Below are 26,248 nucleotides of genomic sequence, written 5' to 3' on the forward strand. Positions count from 1 at the left end.
TTATTTAAAGATGCTTTTTGTTTTTAAGATTTTAATTATCAGAATTTAATAATAAAATAATCTTATTTGAAAAATATCTATTATGAGGAAATTAAGATTTCTATTAACATATAAATAAATATTTGTACAGAATAATTTTTTATGAAAAAGGCTAAATTAAATTTACTGAAACTTTTTAATTCAAATTACAGAATCTAGCTATTTAATTTGGAGGTGGCCCAAAGACAAGGGAAAATGGGAGAGTGATTTTGTTTGACTAAAAACCTTCGTCAAAAGAAGTTAGTCTTTTTTATATTAATATTAGCTTTGATTGTACCATATTCAGTTCAAATATTAAATGTACTCCATTATCCCTCACAGATAGATATAACTAGAGGAGGAAGTCAAAGACTTGATGTATTATTTCCTTTTACATTAGAGATATTAGAAAATAAAAAAGTACTAGAACTTAGTAATAAACATGAAGAAAAAATAAGAATAAAGAATAGTTATCATTTTAAACCTAGTGAAAATGGAATAGCTAAGGTAGCTATTAATTTTTTAGGGTTTCTTCCAATAAAACATGTAAATGTAAATGTAATAGATGATATATATTTAACTCCAGGAGGAGAAGCATTAGGTGTAAAACTAAACACAAAAGGTGTACTTGTGGTAGGTATGTCTGAAATAGAAAATGTTAATGGAGAAAAAAGTAATCCAGCAGCAGATGCAGGAATAAAAGTTGGAGATTCAGTTACTAAAATAAATGGTAAAAAGATAAAAGATGCTAATCAAGTTATAGATATTTTAAACAATGCAAAAAATGAAAAATTAAATATTACTATAGAAAGAGATAGTAAAGAAATGGTTAAAGAAGTTACTCCTATAAAAAGTAAGCAAGATAATAGCTATAGATTAGGAATATGGGTAAGAGATAAAACAGCAGGTATAGGTACGCTTACATTTTATGATGAAAAATCTAAAAAATTTGGAGCTTTAGGACACTCTATAACAGATGTAGACACGGGAACACTCATGAGTATAGAAAATGGAGAAATAATGGAAGCAGAAATATCATCTATAGAACAAGGAAAAAAAGGAACTCCAGGAGAAATAAGAGGAATGTTTTTTGAAAATAATAAAGTGTTAGGAAAAATAACTTCTAACACATCTTTTGGAATATATGGAGCTATGTATAAAAATTTAAGTGATAAAAAAAGACTTCCAATAGCATTACAAAATGAAGTGCAAATTGGTAAAGCTCATATATTAACAACAATAGAAAATAGTAAGGTTGAAAAATATGAAGTCGAAATACTAAAAAAAGAAAATCAATTAAATCCTGAAACGAAAAGTATGGTAATAAAAGTAACAGATAAGAGGCTATTAAATAAAACAGGTGGAATAGTAAGAGGTATGAGTGGAAGCCCAATAATTCAAAATGGTAAAATAATAGGAGCTGTAACACATGTATTTGTAAATGATCCTACTAAAGGATATGGATTATATATAGAGTGGATGATGAAAGAAGCTGGAATCCCTTTTAAAAGTAATAACTTAGCAAATAATAAATAATATTATTAAAAATCCTCCTTTTTTAAGGGGGATTTTATAATATTATGATATAATGTAAAAGTGAAATTATTTTAAATACTATACATATTAGAAATATTAAGATTTAAGTAGACAAAATAAATTTTGTATCATTCAATATAATGTAAAAAGATATAAAAAATGTAATAAAACAATTATAAATAAAGGAAAAAGCAATTCAAAATAGAATAATCTAATAAGAAGTATTGTAAATATTGGTTGATATTATGTTAAAAATAAAAATATAAAAAGTAAGAAGGAAATATATGTCATATGTCGAATCAATATTTTGGGGATATTAATAAATTAAACTTAAAATTTGGGGGGATATTTTAGTGAATAATCAAAAAATAAATGTTTTAATAGCGGACGATAATAAAGATTTTTGTAATATTCTCAGTGAATATTTATCTACTCAAGATGATGTAGAAGTAATAGGCGTAGCAAAAGATGGAATAGAAGCAATAGATCTTATTGCTAAGAAAAATCCAGATGTTCTAGTTTTAGATATCATAATGCCACATTTAGATGGTTTAGGAGTTTTGGAAAGATTACATTCAATAGAATTGGAGACATTTCCTAAAATAATAGTTTTATCAGCAGTAGGACAAGATAAAATTACTCAAAGAGCAATCAGTTTAGGAGCAGATTATTATGTAGTTAAACCTTTTGACTTTGAAACATTTATGAAAAGAATTAGACAAGTTACAGGGAGCGCTCCAGCTATAATAGAAAGAAGAAAACAAGTTCATCAAACTACTACATCAACGTTAGTTAATTCGTCAAATTCAGGGAATACATTAGAAACTAAAATAACTAATATAATTCATGAAATAGGAGTTCCAGCACATATCAAAGGTTATTTATATTTAAGAGAAGCAATAACTATGGTGGTTGAAAACATAGAACTATTAGGTGCAGTTACTAAGGAACTTTATCCTAATATTGCGAAAAAGTTCAATACTACTCCTAGTAGAGTTGAAAGGGCCATAAGACATGCTATCGAGGTTGCATGGAGTAGAGGTAAAATAGACACTATAAATAATTTATTTGGATATACAGTTCACAATGATAAAGGAAAACCTACGAATAGTGAATTTATCGCAATGGTTGCAGATAAATTAAGATTAGAGCAGAAAATATCTTAAATGTAGAAATAATTTATTTACATGAATTACGATCCTGGTTAAAGAAAATAATGAGTATTATTATTTACCTATTAATATATTTAAGTCATCATAAATTAGACATTTCTTGTTTATTATTTAAAAACATGAGGTGTCTTTTTTATGATTAATTCTTATATAAATTATTAAAGTTAAATGATTATTAATTATTAAAAAAACTCAGAAAAATTTTGAGTTTTTTTATTTTTTAGAGTTAATTTTATAGATGGAATGACATTTTTTTTATGCCATAAAAATATTACAAATTAATTACAAAATAAAATCATTTTGGATATATAACAGCGAAATATACCAAAATTATCTATAAGCAATTAAACATAAAAAAGTAGTCAATATTATAAAAAATTATCTTGAATTTGGCATGATATGTGAAAATAATATGTAAAAATAATATAAGTGTGGATAAAAATATATATGAATGTACTTATACCTATGTATTTTACTTAAATAATGATCTTGTATAATAATTAGACATAAATCAACATTAAAATAAAAATTATTTAATCACAAGAGACAATAGATAAAAAACATTTGAAATTATTTGAATATTTTTTATTTGTTATCAACTAGTATCTAATCAGATGTTATCATAAATGATATATAAAAAGATAATATTACTTGCATTGTAAGGGCACAATTGGTTAAAATACTTATAGGTGAGACTTTTTTTATAGCTTCCATAAATAACTTTACTATTTTGGTCTATTGTAGTAAATTATTGTAGTGATAGATAAAAAATAGTATTAAAAAAGTAGACTTGGGGGATCACAAATGATTATAAAAGGTGTAGTTAAAAAAGATAGAAAGACTAAAGATCTTGTAAAAAGATTAAAGCCTGGGGACATTGCTATAATAAATCATAAAGATCTGGATGAAATTGCTGCAACTTCTCTTGCTGAATCTAAAGTAAGATGTATTTTAAACTTGGATAAGACTATAAGTGGAAAATACCCTAATCAAGGTCCAAATATACTTTTAAAAGCAGGTATACCTATTTTTGAATGTAGTGATAAAGATATTTTCAATGTGTTAGATGAAGGCGACATAATAGAATTAAAAGATAATACTATTGTATATAAAAATGACTCTATAGCACCTTGTGAAGAGCTGGACAATGAAAAGATACAACAGCTTTTAAATATAGGATATGATAATATAGAAAAGGAATTAGATAAATTTATCGAAAATACACTTGAATATGCTAAAAAAGAAAAAGGATTAGTTTTAGGTAATATTGATATACCAGAAGTAAATACAAAGATGAAAGGAAGACATGTACTAGTCGTAGTAAGAGGAAAAGATTATAAAAAAGACTTAATGGCTATGAAAAACTATATAAATGAAATGAATCCTATATTGATAGGAGTTGATGGAGGCGGAGATGCTCTATTAGAATTTGGATACACTCCTGATATTGTTATAGGAGATATGGATAGTGTAAGTGATAATTGTTTAAAAACATCCAAAGAAATAATAGTTCATGCTTATACTAATGGAAAAGCTCCTGGACTTGAAAGAGTTAAAAATCTTGGTCTAAATGCTGTTATATTTCCATCGCCGGGGACTAGTGAGGATATAGCTTTATTATTAGCATATTCTAATTATGCAGATCTGATAGTAGCAGTTGGAACTCATAATAGTATGATAGATTTTTTAGAAAAAGGAAGAAGTGGTATGGCTAGTACTTTTTTAGTAAGATTAAAAGTAGGATCAAAACTAATAGATGCTAAAGGGGTTAATAAACTATATAGAAGTAGTTTAAAACCTAGATATATGATATGGCTAGCTGCAGCAGCTTTGATACCTATTGTAGTATTGACTTTACTTTTTCCACCAATGAAAGAATTAGTACAACTTATGCAAATTAAGTTAAAGACACTATTTGGATTTTAGGAGGTGTTTGTGTGGTACCAAATGTTAAATATCATGTAATAACTGTAACATCAATATTTTTAGCTCTAGGAATCGGAATCTATATAGGATTTATGTTAGATGCACAAGATTTACTTACATCTCAAAAACAAACTATGGTTTCTGAACTTGAGGAAAAATTTGATTATATAAAGGAAGAAAATCAAAAGACAAAAAAAGAAATAGAACAAGTATCAAATGAAAATAAAATGTTACAAGAATTCAATAAGTTAACATATTCAGAAATAATAAAAAATAAACTAGATGGATTTAAGATAGCAATAATTGAAACAAATGATGATTATATAGATCAAGGAGTTAAGCAAACTTTAGAACTATCAGGTGCAAAGGTAACTTCTATAACTACTATTAAAGACATCTTTTTATCTAGTGAAGACAAGTTAAAAGAAGTATATACAAATATTACTGGACGTGAAAAAATAGAAGGTAATATTTTTAAGGTAGTAATGGATGAAATAACGCTTTCAATAATTAAGGGTGAAGTTAGTCCTTTAGTACAAGCTCTAGCTGAACAAGGAATAATAAATATCAATGGATTATATGACCAATCAGTAGATCATATAGTTCTTATCGGTGGAAGCAAGAAGAATAACTATAATAAATTTGAAAACATAGATGAAAAAATAATAAATGTAGCTAAGAAAAATAATAAAAACATAGTTGGTGTTGAAAGAACAGATGCAAAATATTCATATGCTGAAAGATATAAAAACAATCGAATATCTTCTATAGATAATATAGACTCTGTTATCGGAAAAGTGTCTCTTGTTATAACATTAAAAGGTAGTCCAGGTAACTATGGAGTAAAACCTAGTGCAGATAGTCTTATTCCAGATATAAGTAGTTTATCTTATTAATGAGGAGAGAAATATAGATGAATAAAAACAGCAAAGTTATCGCAGTTATACCTGTATACAATGAAGAAAACTTTATAGAAAATACTATAAAAAATATACAAAGTATAAAATCAATAGATGAGATTGTAATTGTTAATGATGGATCAACTGATAATACAGAAAATATAGTAAAAGAAATGGGTGTAAAATTAATTAATCTTAATCAAAATCGTGGAAAAGGCTTTGCTATAAAAAAGGCAATAGAAGAAGTTGATTATGGTTATTTAGTTCTAATTGATGGTGACTTAGGAAAAACAAGTAATGAGGTAGAAAAACTTATTTTGCCAGTTCTCAATGATGAAGGAGATGTTTCTATAGCTAGATTTCAAAAAGCTAAGAAAAAGGGTGGATTTGGATTTGTAAAAAAACTAGCTAAATATGGAGTATATTTATATACAGGAAAAAAAATAGATACTACTTTATCTGGTCAAAGGGTATATAAAAAAGAAGTTATAGACAAAATATCATATATACCAGATAGATTTGGAATCGAAGTTGCTATGACTGTACAAACCTTTAGGCACGGATTCTCTATAAAAGAAGTAGATGTTGAAATGACTCATAGAGAAACAGGAAGAAGCATGAAAGATTTCATTCATAGAGGTAAACAGTTTTGGGATATACTAAAAACTCTAATACAACTTTTATATAAAGGCTAGAAGGTGAATATATGAATTTAGATATACTATCTTTTATAGTAGGTATAATAATAACTATAATAATAACTCCATTTCTTTACAATATGCTTTTATCTAGTGAATGTACAGCTACAAACTATAGAAATGAAGCAATACCTGTAGGTATGGGATTGGTTTTTGTTTTAGTTCAAACAGTAATAATATTTTTAATATCTATATATAAAGATACCAATATTTTATTAGTTTTAGGATATGTAATATCTATGATGCTTATGGGGCTTATAGGAGCTATAGACGATTTAATAGGTGAAAAAAGTGTTAAAGGTTTTAAAGGACATATAAAATCACTTTTTAAAGGAGAATTAACGACCGGCGGATTAAAGGCTATTATTGGTTTTTTATCTGCTGCGTTAATATCTCTTGTTATATCAGAATCTTATGTAGAAATGATTATAAATACTTTTCTTATAGCTTTATTTACTAATTTAATTAATTTATTTGATCTGAGACCAGGAAGAGCAGGTAAAATGTTTATTATATTAGGAGTAATATTACTTTTAACTGCTCATGAAACTAGCTTTAACTTCATATTGTTATCTGCTTTAGGTATAATTATTGGATATATAAGATATGACTTAAAGGCTAGAGCTATGATGGGAGATATAGGATCAAATGCATTAGGAATAACTCTAGGGATTTTTTGCGCTATAACACACCCTCTAAAGATAAAATTAATTTATTTAGCAATATTAGTATTGTTACATATTATATCTGAATTTTATTCTTTTTCTAAAATTATTGAAAAAAATAAGATTCTAAAGTTTATAGATAGTTTAGGAAGATAATAGGGGGTTTTTAAACTGATTGCTTTTAAAGAAGGAATAGTAATTAAAATATTAGAATGTGACAAAGAAATATCTTGGATAGAAGTTAAAATAGATAATAGTATTTCAAGAGCGGTTAACTATAATGAACTTACAGGAAATGTACAAATAGGTGATACTGTTATATTAAATACGACGGCAGTAGAATTAAGCTTAGGAACAGGTGGTCAACATTTTGTCATTCACAACAATAGAGTAAAGGAATCTAAACTAGAGGGCAAAGGACACATTATGAAATTAAGATACACACCTATTCAAATGAAATGCTTTGCTGCTGAAGAGCAAGAAAGTCCTTATCATGAGAAAATAAAACAATTTGAGTCTTTAGAAGGTTCTCTTTTTATAGTAGGAACTCTTCATAGTATGTTAGCTCCAGTTGCAGCTATGATAAAATATATTGATCCATCAGTTAAAATAAATTATATAATGACAGATGCAGGAGCACTACCTATACATTTTAGTAAAACAGTAAAAGATTTAAAAGCCAAAGGAATAATAGAAAATACGATTACTGTAGGACATTCTTTTGGAGGAGATATGGAATGTGTAAATATATATACTGGAATAATTGCATCAAAAGAAGTTCTTAATAGTGATATTACTATTATAACTATGGGTCCAGGTATTGTTGGAACAGATACAAAGTATGGGTTTACTGGGATAGAGCAAGGATATATAATTGATGCCATAAATAGTTTAGGAGGAACTAGTATAGCAATTCCTAGAATTAGTTTTGCAGACAAGAGAGAAAGACATAAAGGAATAAGTCATCATAGCATAACTATACTTAATGAAATAGTTAAGTCTAGGACTAATGTTGTAATGCCAAAGATCAATGATGAAAATATGAAATATCTAAATAAACAAATAACAGATGTTAATTTAGATGATAAACACAGAATCATATATGAAGATGGTGAACAAATAAAAGAAGCACTAAATAAATATAATTTAAAAATTAAAACAATGGGAAGAGGATATGAAGAAGATAAAGAGTTCTTTACTACGTTAGGTGCTGTAGGCAAAAGTGCAATTAATCTTTTAAAAGATCGTCTATAATTTCTAAAATAGTAGTATTTGGGCTATACTTTAAGGATAAATTTTCAATAGCCTCTATTACTTCATATGATTTGCCTACAAAATAAATTTTATTTTTACTAGTAATTCTTAACATATAATCATCTCCTAAATGTAATAATAATTATAATGATATGTAAGTTTATGATTGTTTAATAAATATTATTCCCATTAAGGAGGATTTATTTATGGGATATGAAGAAAAAACTATGAAAAGTGAAAAAATATATGATGGAAAAGTATTATCTTTAAGAATAGATACTGTAGAATTGCCTGATAAAAAATATTCTAAAAGAGAAATTATAGAACATCCAGGAGCTGTGGCAGTTATACCTGTTACTGAAGAAGATGAAATAGTACTAGTGAATCAGTTCAGGAAAGCAGTAGAATCAGAATTATTAGAATTACCAGCTGGAAAGCTTGAACATGGAGAAGAGCCAATACAGTGTGCTGCTAGAGAATTGAAAGAAGAAACAGGTTATGAAAGTTCTCAATTAGAGTTTGTATCGGAGTTTTATACATCACCAGGATTCTGCAATGAAAAAATATTTTTATATATTGCAAAGGGACTTATAGAAGGAGAAGCTACACCTGATGATGGTGAATATATTGATATTAAGAAAATAAAGATAAAAGATTTAGATAAAATAATAGCTGAAGGAAAAATAATAGATGCAAAGACTCTAATAGGAGCTTTAACTGTGAAATCTCAATATACAGATTTAAAATAAGCTTTTAGGAAAGTAATAATATCCCCCTTACGAGCATAGTAATTGATAAGAGGCTTGTATTAGAAAGGGGGATATTTTAATCTTGAAAATAACAGAAAATTTGAAAAAACATATAAGAGACAATATAATTCTTTACTTTATATTAGTTTTGTCACTTATGATAGGAATAGCATCTGGTGCTATAACTATAAATATGTTGAATCCCACACAAAAAAAGGAACTTATAGATTTTCTGAATTCTTTTTTTAGAGTATTAAATACCAATATAGATAACTCTGTATTGTTAAAGCATTCACTTGAAAACAATATATATATTTTTTTAATAGTGTTAATTTTAGGAATAAGTATTATAGGAGGACCTCTTATACTAGGAGTTGTTTTACTAAGAGGATTTATAATAGGTTTTACAGTTGGATTTTTAGTAAAAGAAGTTGGTATGAAAGGTGTTTTATTTTCGACTTTAGTAATTGTACCACAAAATATATTTATTATACCGTGGATATTAATAGCATCTGCAATTTCACTTTGTTTTTCACTTAGAATTATAAAGAACAAATTTAATAAATCTATAAAAATTAACTTATTAAATGAAATGTTACGATATTCTTTTATAATGACGATCTTATCTGTTCTATTAGTAATAGGAAGTTTTGTGGAGTCATATATTACTCCTATGTTTATGAAACTTTTAAACTAGATTATAGCTTATTAAACATAAATATATTTAAAATGAAAATATGATGTTGTAAATTAATAGGCAATAAATAATAGTTGAAGGATGAGTGAGTTATTATGAAAGTAATATTATCACATATTATAAAAATTTGCTTTGTTCTAATAATCATAGGAATAATAATTCCTTATACGATAGACAAGATTTTAGATATTATTATTACACAAAATATTAATAAAATTCCTAAAGGTAACTCAACTTTTGTTATGTCATATACTATATTAAAAGATAACTTTGAATATTTTTTCAAGAAAATTATCTTACAATATTTATCCTTTTAATTATGAGTAGTTTAAAAATAAAGGAATTTATTAAGATTTGTTGAATAATCTTTTGGAAAGTTAAACTTGTATAAAATATAAAAGGGGAAATTATATGAATAGCAATATATTTGGATTCGCTAACTATCTTGAATCAGAGAAAGAACTATCAACAAATACTATAGAATGCTACATAAGAGACTTGAAACAATTTACTAATTACTTAGAAGATAACAATTTAGCTGATATATTAAATGTAAGTAAGACACTTATATTAACATACCTTATGCACTTACAAAAACAAGGAAAGTCTATTTCAACAGTTTCTAGAAATATTGCGTCATTAAGAAGTTTTTATCAATACATGCTAAATGAAGGGGTTATATCAAAAGATCCTACTATAAATTTACAGTCACCTAAGCAGGAAAAAAAAGTTCCAAACATACTAACTCCTAATGAAATAGAGATATTATTAGATCAACCTGATATAAATACTTCAAAAGGTATAAGAGATAAATCTATGCTGGAATTATTATATGCTGCTGGTATAAGGGTATCAGAACTTATATCGTTGAAAGTTAGTGATGTTAACTTAGATTTAGGATATATATGTTGTTCTAAAAGTAATAGCAATGAAAGGGTAGTACCTATAGGTAAAATAGCGGTTGAAATATTAACAATATACATAAATGATCATAGAGATAAGTTTTTAAAGGATAATAATGAAGAATCACTATTCTTAAATTATCATGGAAAAAAATTAACAAGACAAGGATTTTGGAAAATTATCAAATCATACACAAAGAAAGCTAATATAGACAAAACAATAACTCCACATACATTGAGACATTCTTTCGCAGTTCACTTGTTGCAAAATGGAGCAGATTTAAGATCAGTTCAAGAAATGCTAGGACATTCAGACATATCTACTACACAAATATACACTTTAGTAACTAAAAATAGAATTAAAGAAGTTTATAAAAAAGCCCATCCGAGAGCATAAATTCCCCTGAGAAGGGGTTTTTTTATATCCATAAGGGTATAATATATCTGACATTAATATAGAAAAGAGGGATATAGATGATAAGCAATGTAACTCTTATAGTTTTAGATAGCGTTGGTGTTGGAGAATTACCAGATGCATCTGAGTATGGTGATGAAGGTAGTAATACAGTAAGCAATATATTAAAAACAGTTAAAAATGTTCAACTCCCTAATCTATCTAAACTTGGATTAGGAAAGATAGATAGTGTTCATGGATTAGATTCACCTGAAAATGTGATTGGTTGTTATGGCAAGTCGAAAGAAAAGTCAAAAGGAAAAGACACTACGACAGGTCATTGGGAAATAAGTGGTATTATATTAGATGAACCATTCCCTACTTTTCCCAATGGATTTCCAAGTGAAATTATAAAAAAATTTGAAAAATCAATAAAAACAAAGATTTTAGGAAATAAAGTAGCTTCAGGGACTGCTATTATAGAAGAGTTAGGTGAAAAACATATGGAAACAGGATATCCTATAGTTTATACTTCTGCAGATAGTGTTTTTCAGATTGCTGCTCATGAAGACATAATTCCTTTAAATAGATTATATGAGATATGTAAAATAGCTAGAGAACTATTACAAGGGCAATATGGGGTAGGAAGAGTTATAGCAAGACCATTTATAGGAGAAAAAGGTAAGTTTACTAGAACTTCGAATAGAAAAGATTTTTCTATAGAACCTATTGGGGAAACTATATTAGATAAAATTAAATCATCTGAGTATGAAGTTATGGCTGTAGGAAAAATAGAGGATATATTTTCAGGACGTGGAATTACTAAAAGTATGCATACTGAAGATAATATGGATGGGGTAGATAAAACTATAGAATTCATGAAGATGCATAAAAAGGGATTAATATTCACAAATCTTGTAGACTTTGATATGAAGTATGGTCACAGAAATGATCCAGAAAACTATGCTAAAGCATTAGAAGATTTTGATAGAAGATTACCAGAAATAATGAATAATCTAAATAATGATGAGGTTTTAATCATTACTGCTGATCATGGTTGTGATCCTACAACAGAAAGTACAGATCATTCTAGAGAATATATTCCTATACTTATCTATGGAGAAAAGATAAAAAAAGATGTTAATATTGGAGTAAGGGAAACATTTGCAGACATAGGAGAAACCATACTAGATTTACTAAGTATAGAAAAACTAAAAAACGGAACTAGTTTTTCAAAAAAAATTTTAAAGTAAGGAGGAAAGTTAGTGGATCTAATAAAAAACATTAATGAGACTACTGAATTTTTAAATAAAAAGCTAGAAACTATTCCAGATATAGCTTTAATATTAGGATCTGGATTGGGTTCATTAGCAGATGAAATTAAAGATTGTGTAAAAATAAAGTATAAGGATATTCCGAATTTTCCAACTTCAACTGTAGAAGGACATGCAGGTCAGCTAGTTTTTGGAAAAATAAATGATAAAGATGTAATGGCAATGCAGGGAAGGTTTCATTATTATGAAGGATACACTTTAGAGGAAGTAACTTTTCCAATTAGAATAATGAAATCTTTAGGTATAAAAAAATTAGTAGTTACTAATGCAGCTGGTAGTGCAAATAGAGACTTCTCTCCTGGAGATTTGATGATAATAAGAGACCATATAAATCTTTCTTTTAGAAATCCTCTAATAGGAAAAAACTATGATGAATTAGGTACAAGATTTCCTGATATGTCACAAGCATATGATAAAGATTTAATTAAAATAGCTATGGAATCTGGAAAAAAGCTCAAAATAGATTTGAAAGAAGGAGTATACACTTGGGTAACTGGTCCAAGTTATGAGACGCCTTCTGAAGTTAAAATGATGAGACTATTAGGTATTGATGCAATAGGAATGTCAACAGTACCAGAAGTAATAGTTGCAAGACATAGTAATATGAAGGTATTAGGAATATCATGTATAACAAATATGGCTTCAGGAATATTAGATCAACCATTAGATCATAATGAAGTTATAGAGACATCAAATAAGGTAAAGAATGACTTTATAAGACTCGTTAAAGAGATAATAAGAAATATCTAAGCTTTAATTATACACTTAGTAAAATAAAAAAAGGGGTATATATTAAAATGAGAATGTATGATATTATTCAAAAAAAGAGAGATGGGATAGAACTTACAAAAGAAGAGATTACTTATTTTGTAGATGGATATACTAGAGAAATAATACCTGATTATCAGATGTCAGCTTTATTTATGGCAATATATATGCGTGGTATGAGTAAAAGAGAAACATCTGATCTAACTAGAGCTATGATAGACACTGGAGAAATAGTTGATTTATCTTTTATAAAAGGAGCTAAAGTTGACAAACACAGTACAGGAGGAGTTGGAGATAAGACAACACTTGTATTAGGACCAATGATAGCAGCATGTGGATTACCTTTTGCAAAAATGTCAGGAAGAGGACTTGGTCATACTGGAGGAACTTTAGATAAACTAGACTCAATACGAGGGTTTAATACGGAATTATCAAAAGAAGATTTTATTAGAATTATTAATAAGACAAATATATGTATATGTAGTCAAAGTGCTAATATTGCTCCAGCAGATAAAAAATTTTATGCATTAAGAGATGTGACTGCAACAGTAGATAATATGTCGCTTATTGCTAGCAGTGTTATGAGTAAGAAATTGTCTTTACAATCAGATGCTATAGTACTTGATGTTAAAGTAGGAAATGGGGCATTTATGAAAGATTTAGATAGTGCATTTGAATTATCTAAACAAATGGTAGACATTGGAGAAAGTTTCGGAAGAAAGACAGTTTGCATGGTAACAGATATGAATGAACCACTAGGATATGCTGTTGGAAATGCTCTTGAGGTAAAAGAAGCTATAGATACTCTTAAAAACAAAGGACCAAGTGACCTTGTAGAGTTATCTTTAGAACTTGGGTCAATGTTACTTTTATTGGGAAATAAAGTTAAGAGCATTGATGAAGGTAAAGATATGTTAAAAGAAGTAATATCAAATGGAAAAGCTTTTGATAAATTAAAAGAACTTGTAGAATCTCAAGGTGGAGATATAAGTTATATAGAAGACACGTCTAAATTTTCTTCTTCTTCCCATATTGTTGAACTTATTAGTGACGAAGATGGTTATATTAAAGAAATAATTGCTGAAGAAGTAGGAAAATGTGCTTTAGGGATTGGTGCTGGAAGAGAAACAAAAGACAGTAAAATAGATTTATCTGCTGGAATTGTTCTTAATAAAAAAGTAGATGATAAAGTAAGTAAGGGAGATATATTGGCTTATATTCATGGGAATGATTTGGATAAAATAGAGTCTATAGCTTCAAGGCTTAAAGATAGTTTTAAAATTGGAGAAAAGAATAAACAAAATAAAAAGCTAATTTATGGAATTGTTGAGAATAATAATATAATTACCTATTAAAATAAATATATATAATTAATTGCTTAAAAAGGAGATTAGTATAATTAATCTCCTTTTTTTGTAATTAATAATTTGAATAACTTAAATATTTGATGGTTAACATAAAAATAAGTATTGAAAGGAGGTTTAAAATGAAATTAGCTAAAAAATATAATATAATAATAACTTTAATTATCTGCTTAAGTTTAATAGGAACATCTTTATCTAGCTTTGCATTTGCTATAGAAGAAGATGTGCTAAAAGAAGGATTTGATATAGATGCAAAATCAGCAATACTTATAGACTCAAAAACAGGAGAAGTACTTTATGAAAAAAATACACATGAAAAGCTACCACCAGCTAGCATAACAAAAATCATGCTTTTATTATTGACTATGGAAGCTTTAGAAAGTAATAAAATAAAGCTTGATGATAAAGTAGTCGTAAGTTCTAATGCATCTAAAATGGGTGGAAGTCAAGTATTTCTGGAAGAAGGGGAAACTCAGACAGTTGAAGAACTTATAACAGCTATATCTTTAAGATCTGCTAATGATGCTTCAGTTGCATTAGCAGAGCATTTAAGTGGAAGTATAGAATTATTTGTTAAGCAAATGAATGAAAAAGCAAAAAAAATAGGAATGAAAAATACAAATTTTAAAAATACAACAGGATTACCTGATAAAGATCATTATTCTACTGCATATGATATAAGTATAATGTCAAAAGAGTTATTAAAATATCCTAAAATACATGAATGGTTATCTACATGGATGGGTGAAATTAAAGTAGGAAAAAAGAAAGATATCACTCAAAGCTTAGTAAATACTAATAATTTAATTAGATTTTATCAAGGAGCAAATGGAATAAAGACAGGATATACTGGAGAAGCAGGATATTGTTTATCTGCATCAGCAAAAAAAGGAAATCTGACACTAATTTCAGTCGTATTAGGTTCTAGTACAAGTAAAACAAGATTTAACGAAACAAAGAAACTTCTAGACTATGGATTTGCTACTTATGATTCTATAGATATATCTAGAAAAGGAGAAGTAGTAAAAGTATTGCCTGTTTCAAAAGGAAAAGAGAAAGAAGTTAAAGTTATAGTAAAGGATAATTTAAGTATATTAACTAAAAAAGGCGAGAACAAAAAAGTAGAAAAAACTATGGATATTCCTGAATATATTAATGCTCCAATGGTAAAAAACCAAAAAGTTGGAGAATTAATTATAAAGATAGATGGAAAAGAAGTAGGAAGAAGTAATTTAGTTTTAAGTGACAATGTTGAGAAGGCTTCTTTTGTAAATATGCTAAGAGATAATTTTGGAAAGTTGACTGGATATTAGCAATTAAAATAATAATAAAGCTAGATATATAAATTATTTATATATCTAGTTTTTATTTTACCTAAAAACATTGTAATATAAAAATAATGAATTTATTAATTCATATAAACTTTATATTAATATTAAAGTTAGTCTTTAAAATTATAATTAAATATTTTAAATAAAATATAAAAAAATAATAAATTTGATTTGTTTAATATTCTTACAAATTAAGATATAATAAGTATTATATTATTAAAATAACAAAATATATTAAAATGGAGTGAAAATTAGATGTTACAAAGTAATGGTGTAATACAGTGGCTTATAGAATTTCTAACTATCTTACCAGCGATATTAATTGCTATTAGTTTTCATGAATTTGCACATGGATATGCAGCATATCTTCTAGGGGATCCTACTGCAAAAAGCTATGGAAGACTTACACTTGATCCAATGGCTCATCTTGATCCTATAGGATTTTTGTTATTGATAATAGCAAAGTTTGGATGGGCTAAGCCTGTACCTATTGATTCATCTTATTTTAAGCATAGAAAAAGAGACACTATGATTGTTTCTTTTGCTGGACCATTAGCAAATTTTATAGTTGCTGTTATATCAACTATAATACTAGCATTTGGCATTAAATATAGATTTAATAATATAGTAATGGATGTCATAAATGCAATAATAATATATAATCTAGCATTGGGAGTATTTAACCTTTTACCTTTTCCACCTTTAGATGGTTCAAAAATATTAGCAAGTCTTTTACCATATAAGTATGAAAATCTATTTTATCAATATGAAAAAGGATTATATGTTATATTGATAATTTTAGTTATAACTGGTGGAATAAACATTTTTTTATCCAGATGGATAGTGCTTGGGAGCAATGTATTAATGAACTTAGTGCAATTTATAATTAACTTATAACTTATTAAATAGGGGTTAAAATGATGAAATATAAAGTTATATTAGAAGGTTTTGAAGGTCCTTTGGACTTGCTTTATCATCTTATTGAAAAAGAAAAAGTAGATATTTATGATATACCAATTGCTAAAATAACTGATCAATATATTGCTTATATCGAAACTATGCAAGAACTAGATTTAGAAATTACTAGTGAGTTTTTAGTTATGGCTGCAACATTATTAGAAATAAAGTCTAAGATGCTTCTACCGTCTAAAAAAGAAAAAGATGGAGAACAGCTAGAGATGGAAGAAAGTGATCCTAGAGCAGAATTGGTGAAAAGGCTTATAGAATATAAAAAATATAAACAAGCTGCAGAAAAATTAAAAGATAAGGAAGAATTACATAGCAAACTATATTATAAGCCTAAAGAAGAAATAGAATATTTAATAACTGATGATGATTTCACATTAGAAGGGTTAGATTTAAACAAGTTAATAGATTCTTATAAGAGTATTCTAAAAAAATGTATTATTTTAGATAGTCAGATTGATTATAAAGAAATTCAAAGAGATGAAATAACCATAGAAGAAAGTATAGAGAATATTTTAGATATAATAAATTATAGGAAAAAAATTAACTTTGAAGAATTATTTGAAGATAAATTAACGAGATCAAAGATAGTAGTTACTTTTTTAGCCCTGTTAGAGTTAATAAAACAAAAAGTTATAATTATAAAGCAAGAAAATAACTTTGATCAGATTATAATAAAATTAAAAAAACATTGTGAAGAATAGAGGTGAGACTCTATGGATAAAAGAGAAATGAAATCTATAATAGAAGCATTATTGTTTACTTGGGGAGATCCTTTAGCGATACAGGAAATATCAAGTATATTAGAAATATCAAAAACAGAATCTGAAGAAATCATAAAAGAGATGATAGATGAATTTAATTACAATAGAAGGGGTTTACAAATTATTCAGGTAAATAATGCATATCAACTTGCTACAAGAGCTGAGCATTTTGAATGGATAAAAAAATTATGTACACCTAAAGAAAATAAAACTTTGTCTATTGCAGCTTTAGAAACATTATCAATCATTGCATATAGACAACCTATAACTAAAGTTGAGGTAGAAGCTATAAGAGGAGTTAAGTGTGATAAGGCAATATCTACTTTACTAGAGAAAAATCTTATAAAAGAAGTTGGAAGACTTGAGAAAACAGGACGACCTATTTTATATGGAACAACTGACGACTTTTTAAAATGTTTTGGATTATCTAAACTAGATGAACTACCAGAACTAGAAATTCCAAAAGAAGAAATTAATAATATTTCTTAAAATAACACAAATATTTGTGTTATTTTTTTTTATAATGGGAAAAATAGTTTTTTAAAGAGGTTATTATTAGCATATGAGGTGAATAAGCTTGACTCTTACTTTATTGATAGTAATATTGATAATATTATTAATATTATTAATATTTAGTTATGTTGTTATTAATATAGAATCTAATATATATGGAAAAGATTCATATTTAAAAATTAATTTTATGATCTTAAAAGGATTAATAAAATTCAATTATGAAATTCCTTTTTTAGATATAATATGGGGAAGAAATGAACCTATACTAAAACTTAAAAGTTCTATTGAAGAAAAAAGTACAAATAAAAAGATCGATTATCAGAAAGATTATTTAGATTTTAAAGAAATTTTAAAAAAACTTGAGATTATTTCTGATTATAAAAAAATATATATAGATTCAGTAGAATACATATTAAAAAAAATTAGAATAAAAAGGATAAATTGGAACACTGAAATAGGAGTTAGTGATGCTGCAATAACATCAATTTTATATGGAATTATTAATATCATAAAAGTTTTTATAATCCAAATATTTTTTGGAGATAAAGAAGTAGAAGAATTATATGTGAATATAATTCCGGACTTTGGTAAGACTATTTTTAAAGCAGATTTTGACTGTATAATTAAAATAAAATTAGTTGATATTATTATTGGGGGATATAAAGCACTAAAAGTCAAAATAAAAGGTGGTGTAACAAATGAGTGAACATCCTATTGAAGGATTAATGAAAACGACTATGGAAAGTATAAAAGAAATGGTAGATGTTAATACAATTGTAGGTGATCCAGTAGAAACACTTGATGGTCAGGTTATAATACCTATATCTAAAGTTTGCTTTGGATTTGTTTCAGGTGGTGGAGAATATAGCATACAAAACAAAAGTAAACATAGACTTGACAAAGACGATGCTTGCAACACAGAAAAAGTACCATTTGCAGGAGGAGCAGGAGCAGGTGTTACTGTACAACCAGTAGCTTTCATGATAGTTGGAAATGGACAAATGAAACTATCACCTGTTGATCAAGGCTCAGCTATATTAAATAGTTTGTTAGATTTTATTCCTAAGGTTACAAATAGTATGCAACAAAAAAAGAAAAAGACTACTAACAGTTGTGAAGACAATATTGAATAAGATATCAAAGTAAAGAGCAGATTTTCTGCTCTTTTTCTGTTATAAAAAATAAGACTATAGGACAAAATAAAAAGTACAGATATTCATAATGTTGAATTAAAATCATGTTGGAGTGATTAATTTGAAAATAAAAAGATATTTATATATAACAATTTTGTTTACACTTATATTAACTACTTCGGTCTATGGAGAAGTAGATAAATTGCCTATATCTGCTTCAAGTGCTATTTTAATAGATAGTGCTACGGGTAGAGTTTTATATTCTTTAAACTCAAATAAAAAACTTCCTATGGCTAGTACAACTAAGATAATGACAACATTGGTAGCAATAGAAAAAGGGGATCTAGATAAAAAAGTTAAGATAAAGAAAGAATGGACTGGAATTGAGGGATCTAGCATATATCTTGTTGAAAATGAAAAAATTACTTTAAGAGATTTACTTTATGGACTTATGCTTAGATCAGGAAACGATGCTGCAATTGCTATAGCAAATCATATTTCTGGATCTGTAGAAAAATTTTCTAATGAAATGAATAAAAAAGCAAAAAAAATAGGATTAAATAATACTAATTTTGAAAATCCTCATGGATTACATGATGAAAATCATTATACAACAGCTTATGACTTATCAATGATAACAAGAGAAGCTATGAAATTAAAGGAATTTAGAGAAATATCATCTGCTAAAAAGTGGACAGCAGATAGAGAACAAAATAAGCTTTTTTATAATAAAAATGATACATTATCAGAATATAAAGGTGGAGACGGTGGAAAAACAGGTTTTACTAGAGCAGCAGGGAGATGTCTGGTAACGAGTGCTACTAGAAATGGAGTACAATTAATAGCAGTTGTACTTAATGATTCAAATTGGTTTAATGATTGCTATACACTAATGGATTATGGATTTGATAACTATAAACCTTATATAATTCATAGTAAAAAACAATTTATAAAAAATGTATCTCTTATAGGTGGTAACAAAGACAAAATTCCAGTTTTTACAGAAAAGGAGTTATTAGTTCCTTTAAAGGAAGAAGAAGTAGATAAGGTAAAAGCTGTAGTTAAAGTTCCAGATAGTGTTAAAACGCCTATAAAAAAAGGAGATGTAGTAGGTACTTTACAGATATTTTTAGAAGGAGAGCTTATATCTACAAGTAATTTGATATCTCAAGATACAATAGATGAAAAGGGAAAAAGTAATAAAGTTAAAGACTTTATTTCAAATATATTTGAATAGAGATTTTATAAAGTTGACATGGGTTTAATTTATGTCAGCTTTATTTTTTTGTAACAAAAAAATTGTAAATAAATATTCTATAAGTATAGCCTATTTTTAGACGAAAGGAGGAAGGAAATGAAATATAGACTTGAATGTGTAGATGCAGGAAGTGAATATTGTCCTTGCTACTTAGCTGAAACAAATAATTGTATTACTTGCTCTCATTTGCAAGGAAAGCAATTTTGTGACTGTGAATGGAGAGGTACATGTATATATCAAGAATATGTAAATAATGGGTATCAAAAGACCTATCAAAGAGAAGATATACCTGTACAAGTAGAGAAGAGAGAAAGTATAGGGTCAAATTGTATGATGTTAAAAATAAAAGTTAGTAAAACACTTGCTAGACAATTAAAAGAGCCAGGAGCATATGTCTTTTTAAGAGGTACAGACTTACCACACTATTTTGACGTTCCAATGTCTATAATGGAAGCAGATGACTCTAATGGATATATATATATAAGCTATCAAACTCTTGGTGCTAAAACAAAAAAATTAGATGAAGATAGAAGTGAGTTTTTATTAAGGGGACCTTATTGGAATGGGCTATATGGACTTAAAAGTTTGAAAAAAGTTTCAGAGGATAACTGTTTGGTTATAGCTAGAGGAATTGCACAAGCACCAGCTATTTTAGTTATAAAGAAACTTATTAAGAATAGAAACAAAGTAATTTTTGTAGTAGATAAAGGCGTAGTAGGTGAGATATTTATAGAAGACCTAATAGATGGACTAGATATAAGAATTATAGAAGAAGACGTACAAAGTGAAAATGGCAAGTTTCTAATAAAGAATATCTTAAGAAATGAGGATATTGGACTAGTTTATAGTGGCGGATCAGATGTACTTCATGCATCTGTAATAAATATGATAGATCAAGTAGGCGTAAATCCTAATATTGTAATAACAAATAATAATGAAATATGTTGTGGAGAAGGCATATGTGGGGGATGTACTATAAGATTATCTAATGGCGTAAGAGCTAAAACTTGTAAGACACAGTTAGAAGCTAGAAAAGTTATTGAAAGGAGGGTTTTTGATGACTAAAGTTGTGATAATAGGCGGGGGATGGGCTGGATGTGCAGCAGCGATATCTGCAAAAAAAGCAGGCGCAGAGGTCACTTTAATAGAGAGAACTGATTTATTAATTGGTTTAGGAAATGTTGGAGGAATAATGAGAAATAATGGTAGATATACTGCTACCGAGGAGAATATAGCTCTGGGAGCTCCTGAACTATTTGATGTAACAGATAGCTGTGCTAGACATAAGAATATTGAGTTTCCTGGACATAAGCATGCTACTTTATATGATGTTACACAAGTTGAACCTACAGTTAGAAGACTATTAAAAGACAAAGGGATAAATATATTATTTGAAAGTAGAGCAATTGATATTATAAAGGAAGATAAAAAAATAAAAGGAATTGTATTATCTGATAAGAGTGTAATTTATGGAGATGTATTTATAGAAACTACAGGATCAACAGGACCTATGGGAAATTGTTTAAAGTATGGAAACGGATGTTCAATGTGTATTTTAAGATGTCCTTCTTTTGGACCTAGAATAAGTATTAGTAAGCGTGCAGGAGTTGAAGATATATTAGGAAAAAGAGGCGACGAATCTTATGGAGCTTTTAGTGGATCATGTAAATTAAATAAAGACTCTCTAAGTGCGGAAATAGTTGAAAAACTAAATAAAGAGGGAGTAGCAGTATTACGAATACCAGAAGAAGATATAAACTTAGGAAAACTAGATATAAAAGTATGTCAGCAATATGCCTTAAAGGAGTTTGCTGAAAATATAGTTTTATTAGATACAGGGCATGCTAAGCTTATGGCACCATTCTATCCCTTAGAGAAGCTTAGAAAAATAAAGGGACTAGAAAATGCTAGATATGAGGATCCTTATGCAGGAGGAAAAGCAAACTCAGTTAGATATCTTTCAATAGCTCCAAGAAACAATTCAATGAAAGTTAGAGGAGTTGACAACTTATTATGTGCGGGTGAAAAGTCTGGATTATTTGTAGGGCATACAGAAGCAATTGCAACTGGAACGTTAGCAGGACATAATAGTGTACGATTAAGCTTGGGAGTGCCTTTATTAGAATTACCTAGAAATTTAGCAATTGGTGATATAATAGCTTTTGCAAATGAACAAATTATAACGGAAGAAGGGCTTAAGAAAAGATATACATTTGCAGGCTCTGAGTTCTTTCAAAGAATGAAATCAACAGGATTATATATAACTGATAAAGAAGAAATAAAGAGAAAAATATCAAGAGTAAATTTACTAGGAATTTATAATGAAAAACTTATATAGTTAAAAAAATGTATATTTGTAAAAACAGATGCTAAGCTATATAATTAAGAAAGGATAATTAAACAAAGGAAGGATTAGAATGAGACTACAAAAGTTTATGGCTCAATGCGGGGTAGCGTCTAGAAGAAAATCTGAAGAATTGATATTGCAAGGAAAAGTTAAAGTAAATGGTATAGTAATAAATGAATTAGGTTTTAAAATAGATCCAATAAATGATAATGTAATGGTGAACAATAGAAAAATAGAGATAGAAAAAAATAAAGTATACATTGCTCTTAATAAACCAACAGGATATGTTACAACTTTATCAGATGAATTAGGAAGAAAAAAAGTTATAGATTTAGTTAAAAATATAAATGAAAGAATCTACCCTATTGGTAGACTTGACTATGATACATCAGGTCTTCTCCTTCTAACTAACGATGGAGAACTAGCATATAAGCTTACACACCCTAAACATGAAATAACCAAAAGATATGTAGCTGATATTAAAGGAATACCAACTAGAGAAGAATTAAGAAAATTTAAAAGTGGACTGAACATAGACGGATATATTACCGCTGAAGCTAATATAAAAATATTAAATTCAAATAAAGATAGTAGTACAGTAGAAATAGAAATACATGAAGGTAGGAACAGACAAGTAAGAAAAATGTGTGATAAAATAGGCCATCCAGTTATAACTTTGAAAAGAGTATCAATAGGATCAATAAAACTTAAAGACTTAAGGTTAGGTAAATGGAGATTTCTAACTGAACAAGAAATAGAATACTTAAAAGAAATAAAATAAATCATTGTAATATTACAATGATTTATTTTTTATATTCATTCAAAAATAATCATAACTCTATTATAATAAAGGTAATACTATTATAGTAATTTCAATAAGTTTTACTAGGAGGATATATTATATGATAACAATAAAAAAATTAAGCACTGAGGAAGAAAAAGAAAATTTGAATTTGATGTTAAAACACTATGATATGAAAGAAGATATAAATAAGAATGATATTATACATATAATGCTGGATAATGGAGAAATCATTGGAGCTACTAAAATATCATCTTATAATTCTATAGAAGAATTAATATATATTATAATAAGAGAAGATAAAAGAGGAGAAGATTTAGGTGATGGTCTTTTAAGAGGTGCATTTAATTATTGTTTAAATAAAGGGATTAAGAATATTTATTATTTTAATGAAAGTAAATATCTATTAAAAAAAGGATTTGTAGAAGCCAAAAAAACTTTAGATATGAAAAACCATATTCCAAAAGATAGTTTTCTCGTATGTAACATAGAAAATTTATTTAGTAAGAGTTGTAGAAGTAAAAGGAGTGAATAAGTTGTATAAATACTTTGTAAATGCTATTGATATAGTTAATAATATAATGAAAAAAAGAGTGGTAGAAGGATCTACTGTGGTAGATGCTACAATAGGAAATGGACATGATACAAATTTATTGGCTTCATTAGTTGGGAACGAAGGCAAAGTATATGGATTTGATATACAAGAAGATGCTATTAATAGTACTAGAATTAAATTAGAAAAAAATAATTTAGACAATCGAGTAAGATTAATTAAGGACAGTCACGAATATATACAAAAATATATTAATGAAAAAGTAGATTTTATAATCTTTAATCTTGGATATCTTCCAGGAGGACATCATAGTATAACTACTAAATCTGATTCTACTATTAAGGCTGTGGAAAAGAGCTTAGAATTATTAAATAATAACGGAATTTTATTAATTGTAGTATATCCTGGTCATAGTAGTGGAAAAATTGAAAAAGAAAAAATAGATGATTATTTGAAATTATTAAACCAAAAGGAATTTACAGTATTAAAGTTTGATTTTATAAATCAAATAAATCATCCACCTATTTTATATGGAATAGAGAAAAAATCTAATTAGATTAGTAATTATTAAATATTAACACTTGTGATGAAGATATACGCTATTACATCTATCACTATAATATGAAATAATTTTTACTTTAGAGTTATCAGCAATCGCTTTTCCACATTTTAAACATATATAATTAGATTTTTTTAAAAAAGATTCAGAGGATTTAGTTTGTAAATTACCGTACTTTTGCCAGCTTTTCCATCCAGCTTTACATAGATTACTTCTATTTTCATAGTCAGCATAAACCCATTTTAAAATTCTATGAAAATGGAAAGGATATTTAGTATATCTGATAAATGTTTCAAAAAGTCCAAGAGAAATGCTATATTCTTCAAAAGATTTCTCTATTTTAGACTGCAATGGTTCAACTATTTTTACACTTTCAAAATTATAGTTTTTATCTAATAACCATTTTCTAGCTTTATCAAACATATAACCTCTACATATGTAAATAGGTTCATTTTTATCAGCTTTAAGTTTATAAAGTAACTTTTTAATAATATCTACAACATAATCAAGATATAATTTTTTATTAAAATTCTCTATAGAATAAAACTCTAATGGTATAATTTCGTAATAATATTCTTCTGTTTCCACTCTTATAGCTCCAATACAAGTACCACCTATTAGACTACCACTGCCTGCATCATCTATTTGTATCACTCAAAGCACCCCTCAACTATATAAATATAATATTAGTATTTACATATTTTCAAAATAATATTTTAATAAAATTAAGATGTTGTAGAATCAAAATTTAGTTATAAAGGTATAAATGTGTCAATTAAAATTAATTGTAAAAGTAAATATCTTTTGCTATTATTTATTTGAGATAATTAAAACTTAATAAATAAATTATAACTGTGTTCAAGTAGAAGGAGAGAGATAAATGAGAATACTTGTAACAAACGATGATGGAATAGACGCTATAGGGTTAAAGGAACTGGCTCGTAGCTTGACAGATATAGGAGAAGTAGTAGTTGTTGCTCCAAGTGAAGAAAAGAGTGCAATTAGTCACGCAATAACTATGCATCATCCTCTTAGAATATCTAAAATAGATAATTATATAGATGGAGTTGAAGCTTGGAGTATTACTGGTACTCCAAGTGATTGTGTTAAAATAGCTATTGAAACATTATTAAATTGGAAACCAGATATCGTTATTTCTGGAATTAATAATGGAGGTAATTTAGGAACAGATGTTATATACTCAGGTACAGTTTCAGCGGCTATAGAAGGAGCTCTTCATGGAATATCAGCTATAGCCGTATCAGCTGTCGCTAAAGACGGCAAGTTAAACTATAAGACATCCTCATATTATATTCTTAAACTAGTTAAAATGGTTATTAAGAATAGTGACTCAAATAATTTTTTAATAAATATAAATATTCCTTCTTTAGATATCGATAATATAAAAGGAATTAAGGTTACTGAGTTAGGAGTTAGAAAATATGATAATAGTTTTATAGAAAGAAAAGATCCATTGGGTAGACAATACTATTGGTTGTCAGGAAGTTTAGCTGATGTAGAAAATAAAGATGAAAGTGATATAAAGGCAGTAGAAGATGGATTTATATCCATTACACCATTACAGACTGATTTAACAAATTACAATCTTATAGAAAAAATGAAAACATGGATTTAAAACTACATAA

Annotated in this window: 28 protein-coding genes; 26 read left to right on the forward strand and 2 right to left on the reverse strand. The window is 27.3% G+C overall.

Annotation, left to right across the window (positions count from 1 at the left end; translation table 11 throughout):
* Positions 1-252 precede the first annotated feature (252 nt).
* The 7 genes from spoIVB to CLPU_RS13825 all read left to right on the forward strand — a co-directional run bounded on the left by spoIVB (position 253) and on the right by CLPU_RS13825 (position 8,168).
* Complete coding sequence (spoIVB, locus tag CLPU_RS13795; protein ID WP_050356252.1) at positions 253-1,554, forward strand: SpoIVB peptidase; 1,302 nt, start codon at positions 253-255, stop codon at positions 1,552-1,554.
* 353 nt (positions 1,555-1,907) lie between these two features.
* Complete coding sequence (spo0A, locus tag CLPU_RS13800; RefSeq protein WP_050356253.1) at positions 1,908-2,720, forward strand: sporulation transcription factor Spo0A; 813 nt, start codon at positions 1,908-1,910, stop codon at positions 2,718-2,720.
* A gap of 810 nt (positions 2,721-3,530) precedes the next feature.
* The gene (steA, locus tag CLPU_RS13805) at positions 3,531-4,652 is read left to right on the forward strand and encodes a putative cytokinetic ring protein SteA (RefSeq protein ID WP_050356254.1); all 1,122 of its coding nucleotides are present in this window, start codon (positions 3,531-3,533) and stop codon (positions 4,650-4,652) included.
* Positions 4,653-4,663: 11 nt separating this feature from the next.
* On the forward strand, positions 4,664-5,548 hold the full coding sequence (locus CLPU_RS13810) for a copper transporter (RefSeq protein ID WP_050356255.1): 885 nt from the start codon (positions 4,664-4,666) through the stop codon (positions 5,546-5,548).
* A gap of 17 nt (positions 5,549-5,565) precedes the next feature.
* On the forward strand, positions 5,566-6,246 hold the full coding sequence (locus CLPU_RS13815) for a glycosyltransferase family 2 protein (RefSeq protein WP_050356256.1): 681 nt from the start codon (positions 5,566-5,568) through the stop codon (positions 6,244-6,246).
* 11 nt (positions 6,247-6,257) lie between these two features.
* Complete coding sequence (locus tag CLPU_RS13820; RefSeq protein ID WP_050356257.1) at positions 6,258-7,070, forward strand: MraY family glycosyltransferase; 813 nt, start codon at positions 6,258-6,260, stop codon at positions 7,068-7,070.
* A gap of 102 nt (positions 7,071-7,172) precedes the next feature.
* Entirely contained in the window at positions 7,173-8,168 is a 996-nt protein-coding gene (locus CLPU_RS13825; RefSeq protein ID WP_268760481.1) for a DUF3866 family protein, read from the forward strand.
* On the opposite strand, the gene CLPU_RS17545 is transcribed toward CLPU_RS13825, so the two are convergent.
* Positions 8,143-8,283: a hypothetical protein gene (locus tag CLPU_RS17545; RefSeq protein ID WP_164492062.1), complete on the reverse strand. Its 141-nt coding sequence runs from the start codon at positions 8,281-8,283 to the stop codon at positions 8,143-8,145. The genes CLPU_RS13825 and CLPU_RS17545 overlap by 26 nt on opposite strands.
* Before the next feature lie 91 nt (positions 8,284-8,374).
* On the opposite strand from CLPU_RS17545, the gene CLPU_RS13830 reads away from it, so the two are divergent.
* From CLPU_RS13830 to mnmM, 18 genes are all read left to right on the forward strand, one after another.
* Positions 8,375-8,917: an NUDIX domain-containing protein gene (locus tag CLPU_RS13830; protein WP_050356259.1), complete on the forward strand. Its 543-nt coding sequence runs from the start codon at positions 8,375-8,377 to the stop codon at positions 8,915-8,917.
* Positions 8,918-8,999: 82 nt separating this feature from the next.
* Positions 9,000-9,614, forward strand: a complete 615-nt coding sequence (gene spoIIM / locus CLPU_RS13835; RefSeq protein WP_050356260.1) for a stage II sporulation protein M — start codon at positions 9,000-9,002, stop codon at positions 9,612-9,614.
* A 411-nt stretch (positions 9,615-10,025) separates the two neighbouring features.
* Positions 10,026-10,913 (forward strand): site-specific tyrosine recombinase XerD, encoded by an 888-nt coding sequence (gene xerD, locus CLPU_RS13845; RefSeq protein ID WP_050356262.1) that lies wholly within the window; start codon positions 10,026-10,028, stop codon positions 10,911-10,913.
* 77 nt (positions 10,914-10,990) lie between these two features.
* Positions 10,991-12,163, forward strand: a complete 1,173-nt coding sequence (locus CLPU_RS13850; protein WP_050356263.1) for a phosphopentomutase — start codon at positions 10,991-10,993, stop codon at positions 12,161-12,163.
* Positions 12,164-12,175: 12 nt separating this feature from the next.
* Positions 12,176-12,994, forward strand: coding sequence for a purine-nucleoside phosphorylase (locus CLPU_RS13855; protein WP_050356264.1), 819 nt, complete (start codon positions 12,176-12,178; stop codon positions 12,992-12,994).
* A gap of 47 nt (positions 12,995-13,041) precedes the next feature.
* Positions 13,042-14,367 carry a pyrimidine-nucleoside phosphorylase gene (locus CLPU_RS13860; protein ID WP_050356265.1) on the forward strand — a complete coding sequence of 442 codons (1,326 nt, stop codon included), beginning with the start codon at positions 13,042-13,044 and terminating at the stop codon, positions 14,365-14,367.
* Between the two features lie 131 nt (positions 14,368-14,498).
* Positions 14,499-15,689, forward strand: coding sequence for a D-alanyl-D-alanine carboxypeptidase family protein (locus tag CLPU_RS13865; protein WP_050356266.1), 1,191 nt, complete (start codon positions 14,499-14,501; stop codon positions 15,687-15,689).
* Between the two features lie 273 nt (positions 15,690-15,962).
* On the forward strand, positions 15,963-16,604 hold the full coding sequence (locus CLPU_RS13870; protein ID WP_050356267.1) for a site-2 protease family protein: 642 nt from the start codon (positions 15,963-15,965) through the stop codon (positions 16,602-16,604).
* Between the two features lie 23 nt (positions 16,605-16,627).
* Complete coding sequence (locus CLPU_RS13875) at positions 16,628-17,377, forward strand: segregation and condensation protein A (RefSeq protein ID WP_050356268.1); 750 nt, start codon at positions 16,628-16,630, stop codon at positions 17,375-17,377.
* A gap of 12 nt (positions 17,378-17,389) precedes the next feature.
* On the forward strand, positions 17,390-17,926 hold the full coding sequence (scpB, locus tag CLPU_RS13880; RefSeq protein ID WP_050356269.1) for an SMC-Scp complex subunit ScpB: 537 nt from the start codon (positions 17,390-17,392) through the stop codon (positions 17,924-17,926).
* A gap of 88 nt (positions 17,927-18,014) precedes the next feature.
* A complete protein-coding gene (locus CLPU_RS13885) occupies positions 18,015-18,656 on the forward strand; it encodes a DUF2953 domain-containing protein (protein WP_050356270.1) in 642 nt (213 codons plus the stop codon).
* The gene (ytfJ, locus tag CLPU_RS13890; protein WP_050356271.1) at positions 18,649-19,083 is read left to right on the forward strand and encodes a GerW family sporulation protein; all 435 of its coding nucleotides are present in this window, start codon (positions 18,649-18,651) and stop codon (positions 19,081-19,083) included. The genes CLPU_RS13885 and ytfJ overlap by 8 nt, the downstream gene beginning before the upstream one ends.
* Positions 19,084-19,204: 121 nt before the next feature.
* Positions 19,205-20,320, forward strand: a complete 1,116-nt coding sequence (locus CLPU_RS13895) for a D-alanyl-D-alanine carboxypeptidase family protein (protein WP_050356272.1) — start codon at positions 19,205-19,207, stop codon at positions 20,318-20,320.
* Between the two features lie 117 nt (positions 20,321-20,437).
* Positions 20,438-21,406, forward strand: a complete 969-nt coding sequence (locus tag CLPU_RS13900) for a sulfide/dihydroorotate dehydrogenase-like FAD/NAD-binding protein (RefSeq protein ID WP_050356273.1) — start codon at positions 20,438-20,440, stop codon at positions 21,404-21,406.
* Positions 21,399-22,679, forward strand: coding sequence for an FAD-dependent oxidoreductase (locus tag CLPU_RS17935; protein ID WP_050356274.1), 1,281 nt, complete (start codon positions 21,399-21,401; stop codon positions 22,677-22,679). Before CLPU_RS13900 ends, CLPU_RS17935 begins: the two co-directional genes overlap by 8 nt.
* Positions 22,680-22,758: 79 nt before the next feature.
* The gene (locus tag CLPU_RS13910) at positions 22,759-23,469 is read left to right on the forward strand and encodes a pseudouridine synthase (protein WP_050356275.1); all 711 of its coding nucleotides are present in this window, start codon (positions 22,759-22,761) and stop codon (positions 23,467-23,469) included.
* A 121-nt stretch (positions 23,470-23,590) separates the two neighbouring features.
* Entirely contained in the window at positions 23,591-24,025 is a 435-nt protein-coding gene (locus CLPU_RS13915; RefSeq protein WP_050356276.1) for a GNAT family N-acetyltransferase, read from the forward strand.
* 1 nt (position 24,026) lies between these two features.
* On the forward strand, positions 24,027-24,599 hold the full coding sequence (gene mnmM / locus CLPU_RS13920) for a tRNA 5-(aminomethyl)-2-thiouridylate-methyltransferase MnmM (RefSeq protein ID WP_200898602.1): 573 nt from the start codon (positions 24,027-24,029) through the stop codon (positions 24,597-24,599).
* An 18-nt stretch (positions 24,600-24,617) separates the two neighbouring features.
* Here the strand turns inward: mnmM and CLPU_RS13925 are convergent, their stop codons facing one another.
* Positions 24,618-25,256 (reverse strand): hypothetical protein, encoded by a 639-nt coding sequence (locus CLPU_RS13925; RefSeq protein ID WP_050356278.1) that lies wholly within the window; start codon positions 25,254-25,256, stop codon positions 24,618-24,620.
* Positions 25,257-25,482: 226 nt separating this feature from the next.
* Between CLPU_RS13925 and surE the strand changes: the two genes are divergently transcribed.
* On the forward strand, positions 25,483-26,238 hold the full coding sequence (surE, locus tag CLPU_RS13930; protein ID WP_050356279.1) for a 5'/3'-nucleotidase SurE: 756 nt from the start codon (positions 25,483-25,485) through the stop codon (positions 26,236-26,238).
* The last annotated feature ends 10 nt before the right edge of the window (positions 26,239-26,248 follow it).

The sequence above is a fragment of the Gottschalkia purinilytica genome (assembly GCF_001190785.1).
GTDB lineage: Bacteria > Bacillota > Clostridia > Tissierellales > Gottschalkiaceae > Gottschalkia_A > Gottschalkia_A purinilytica.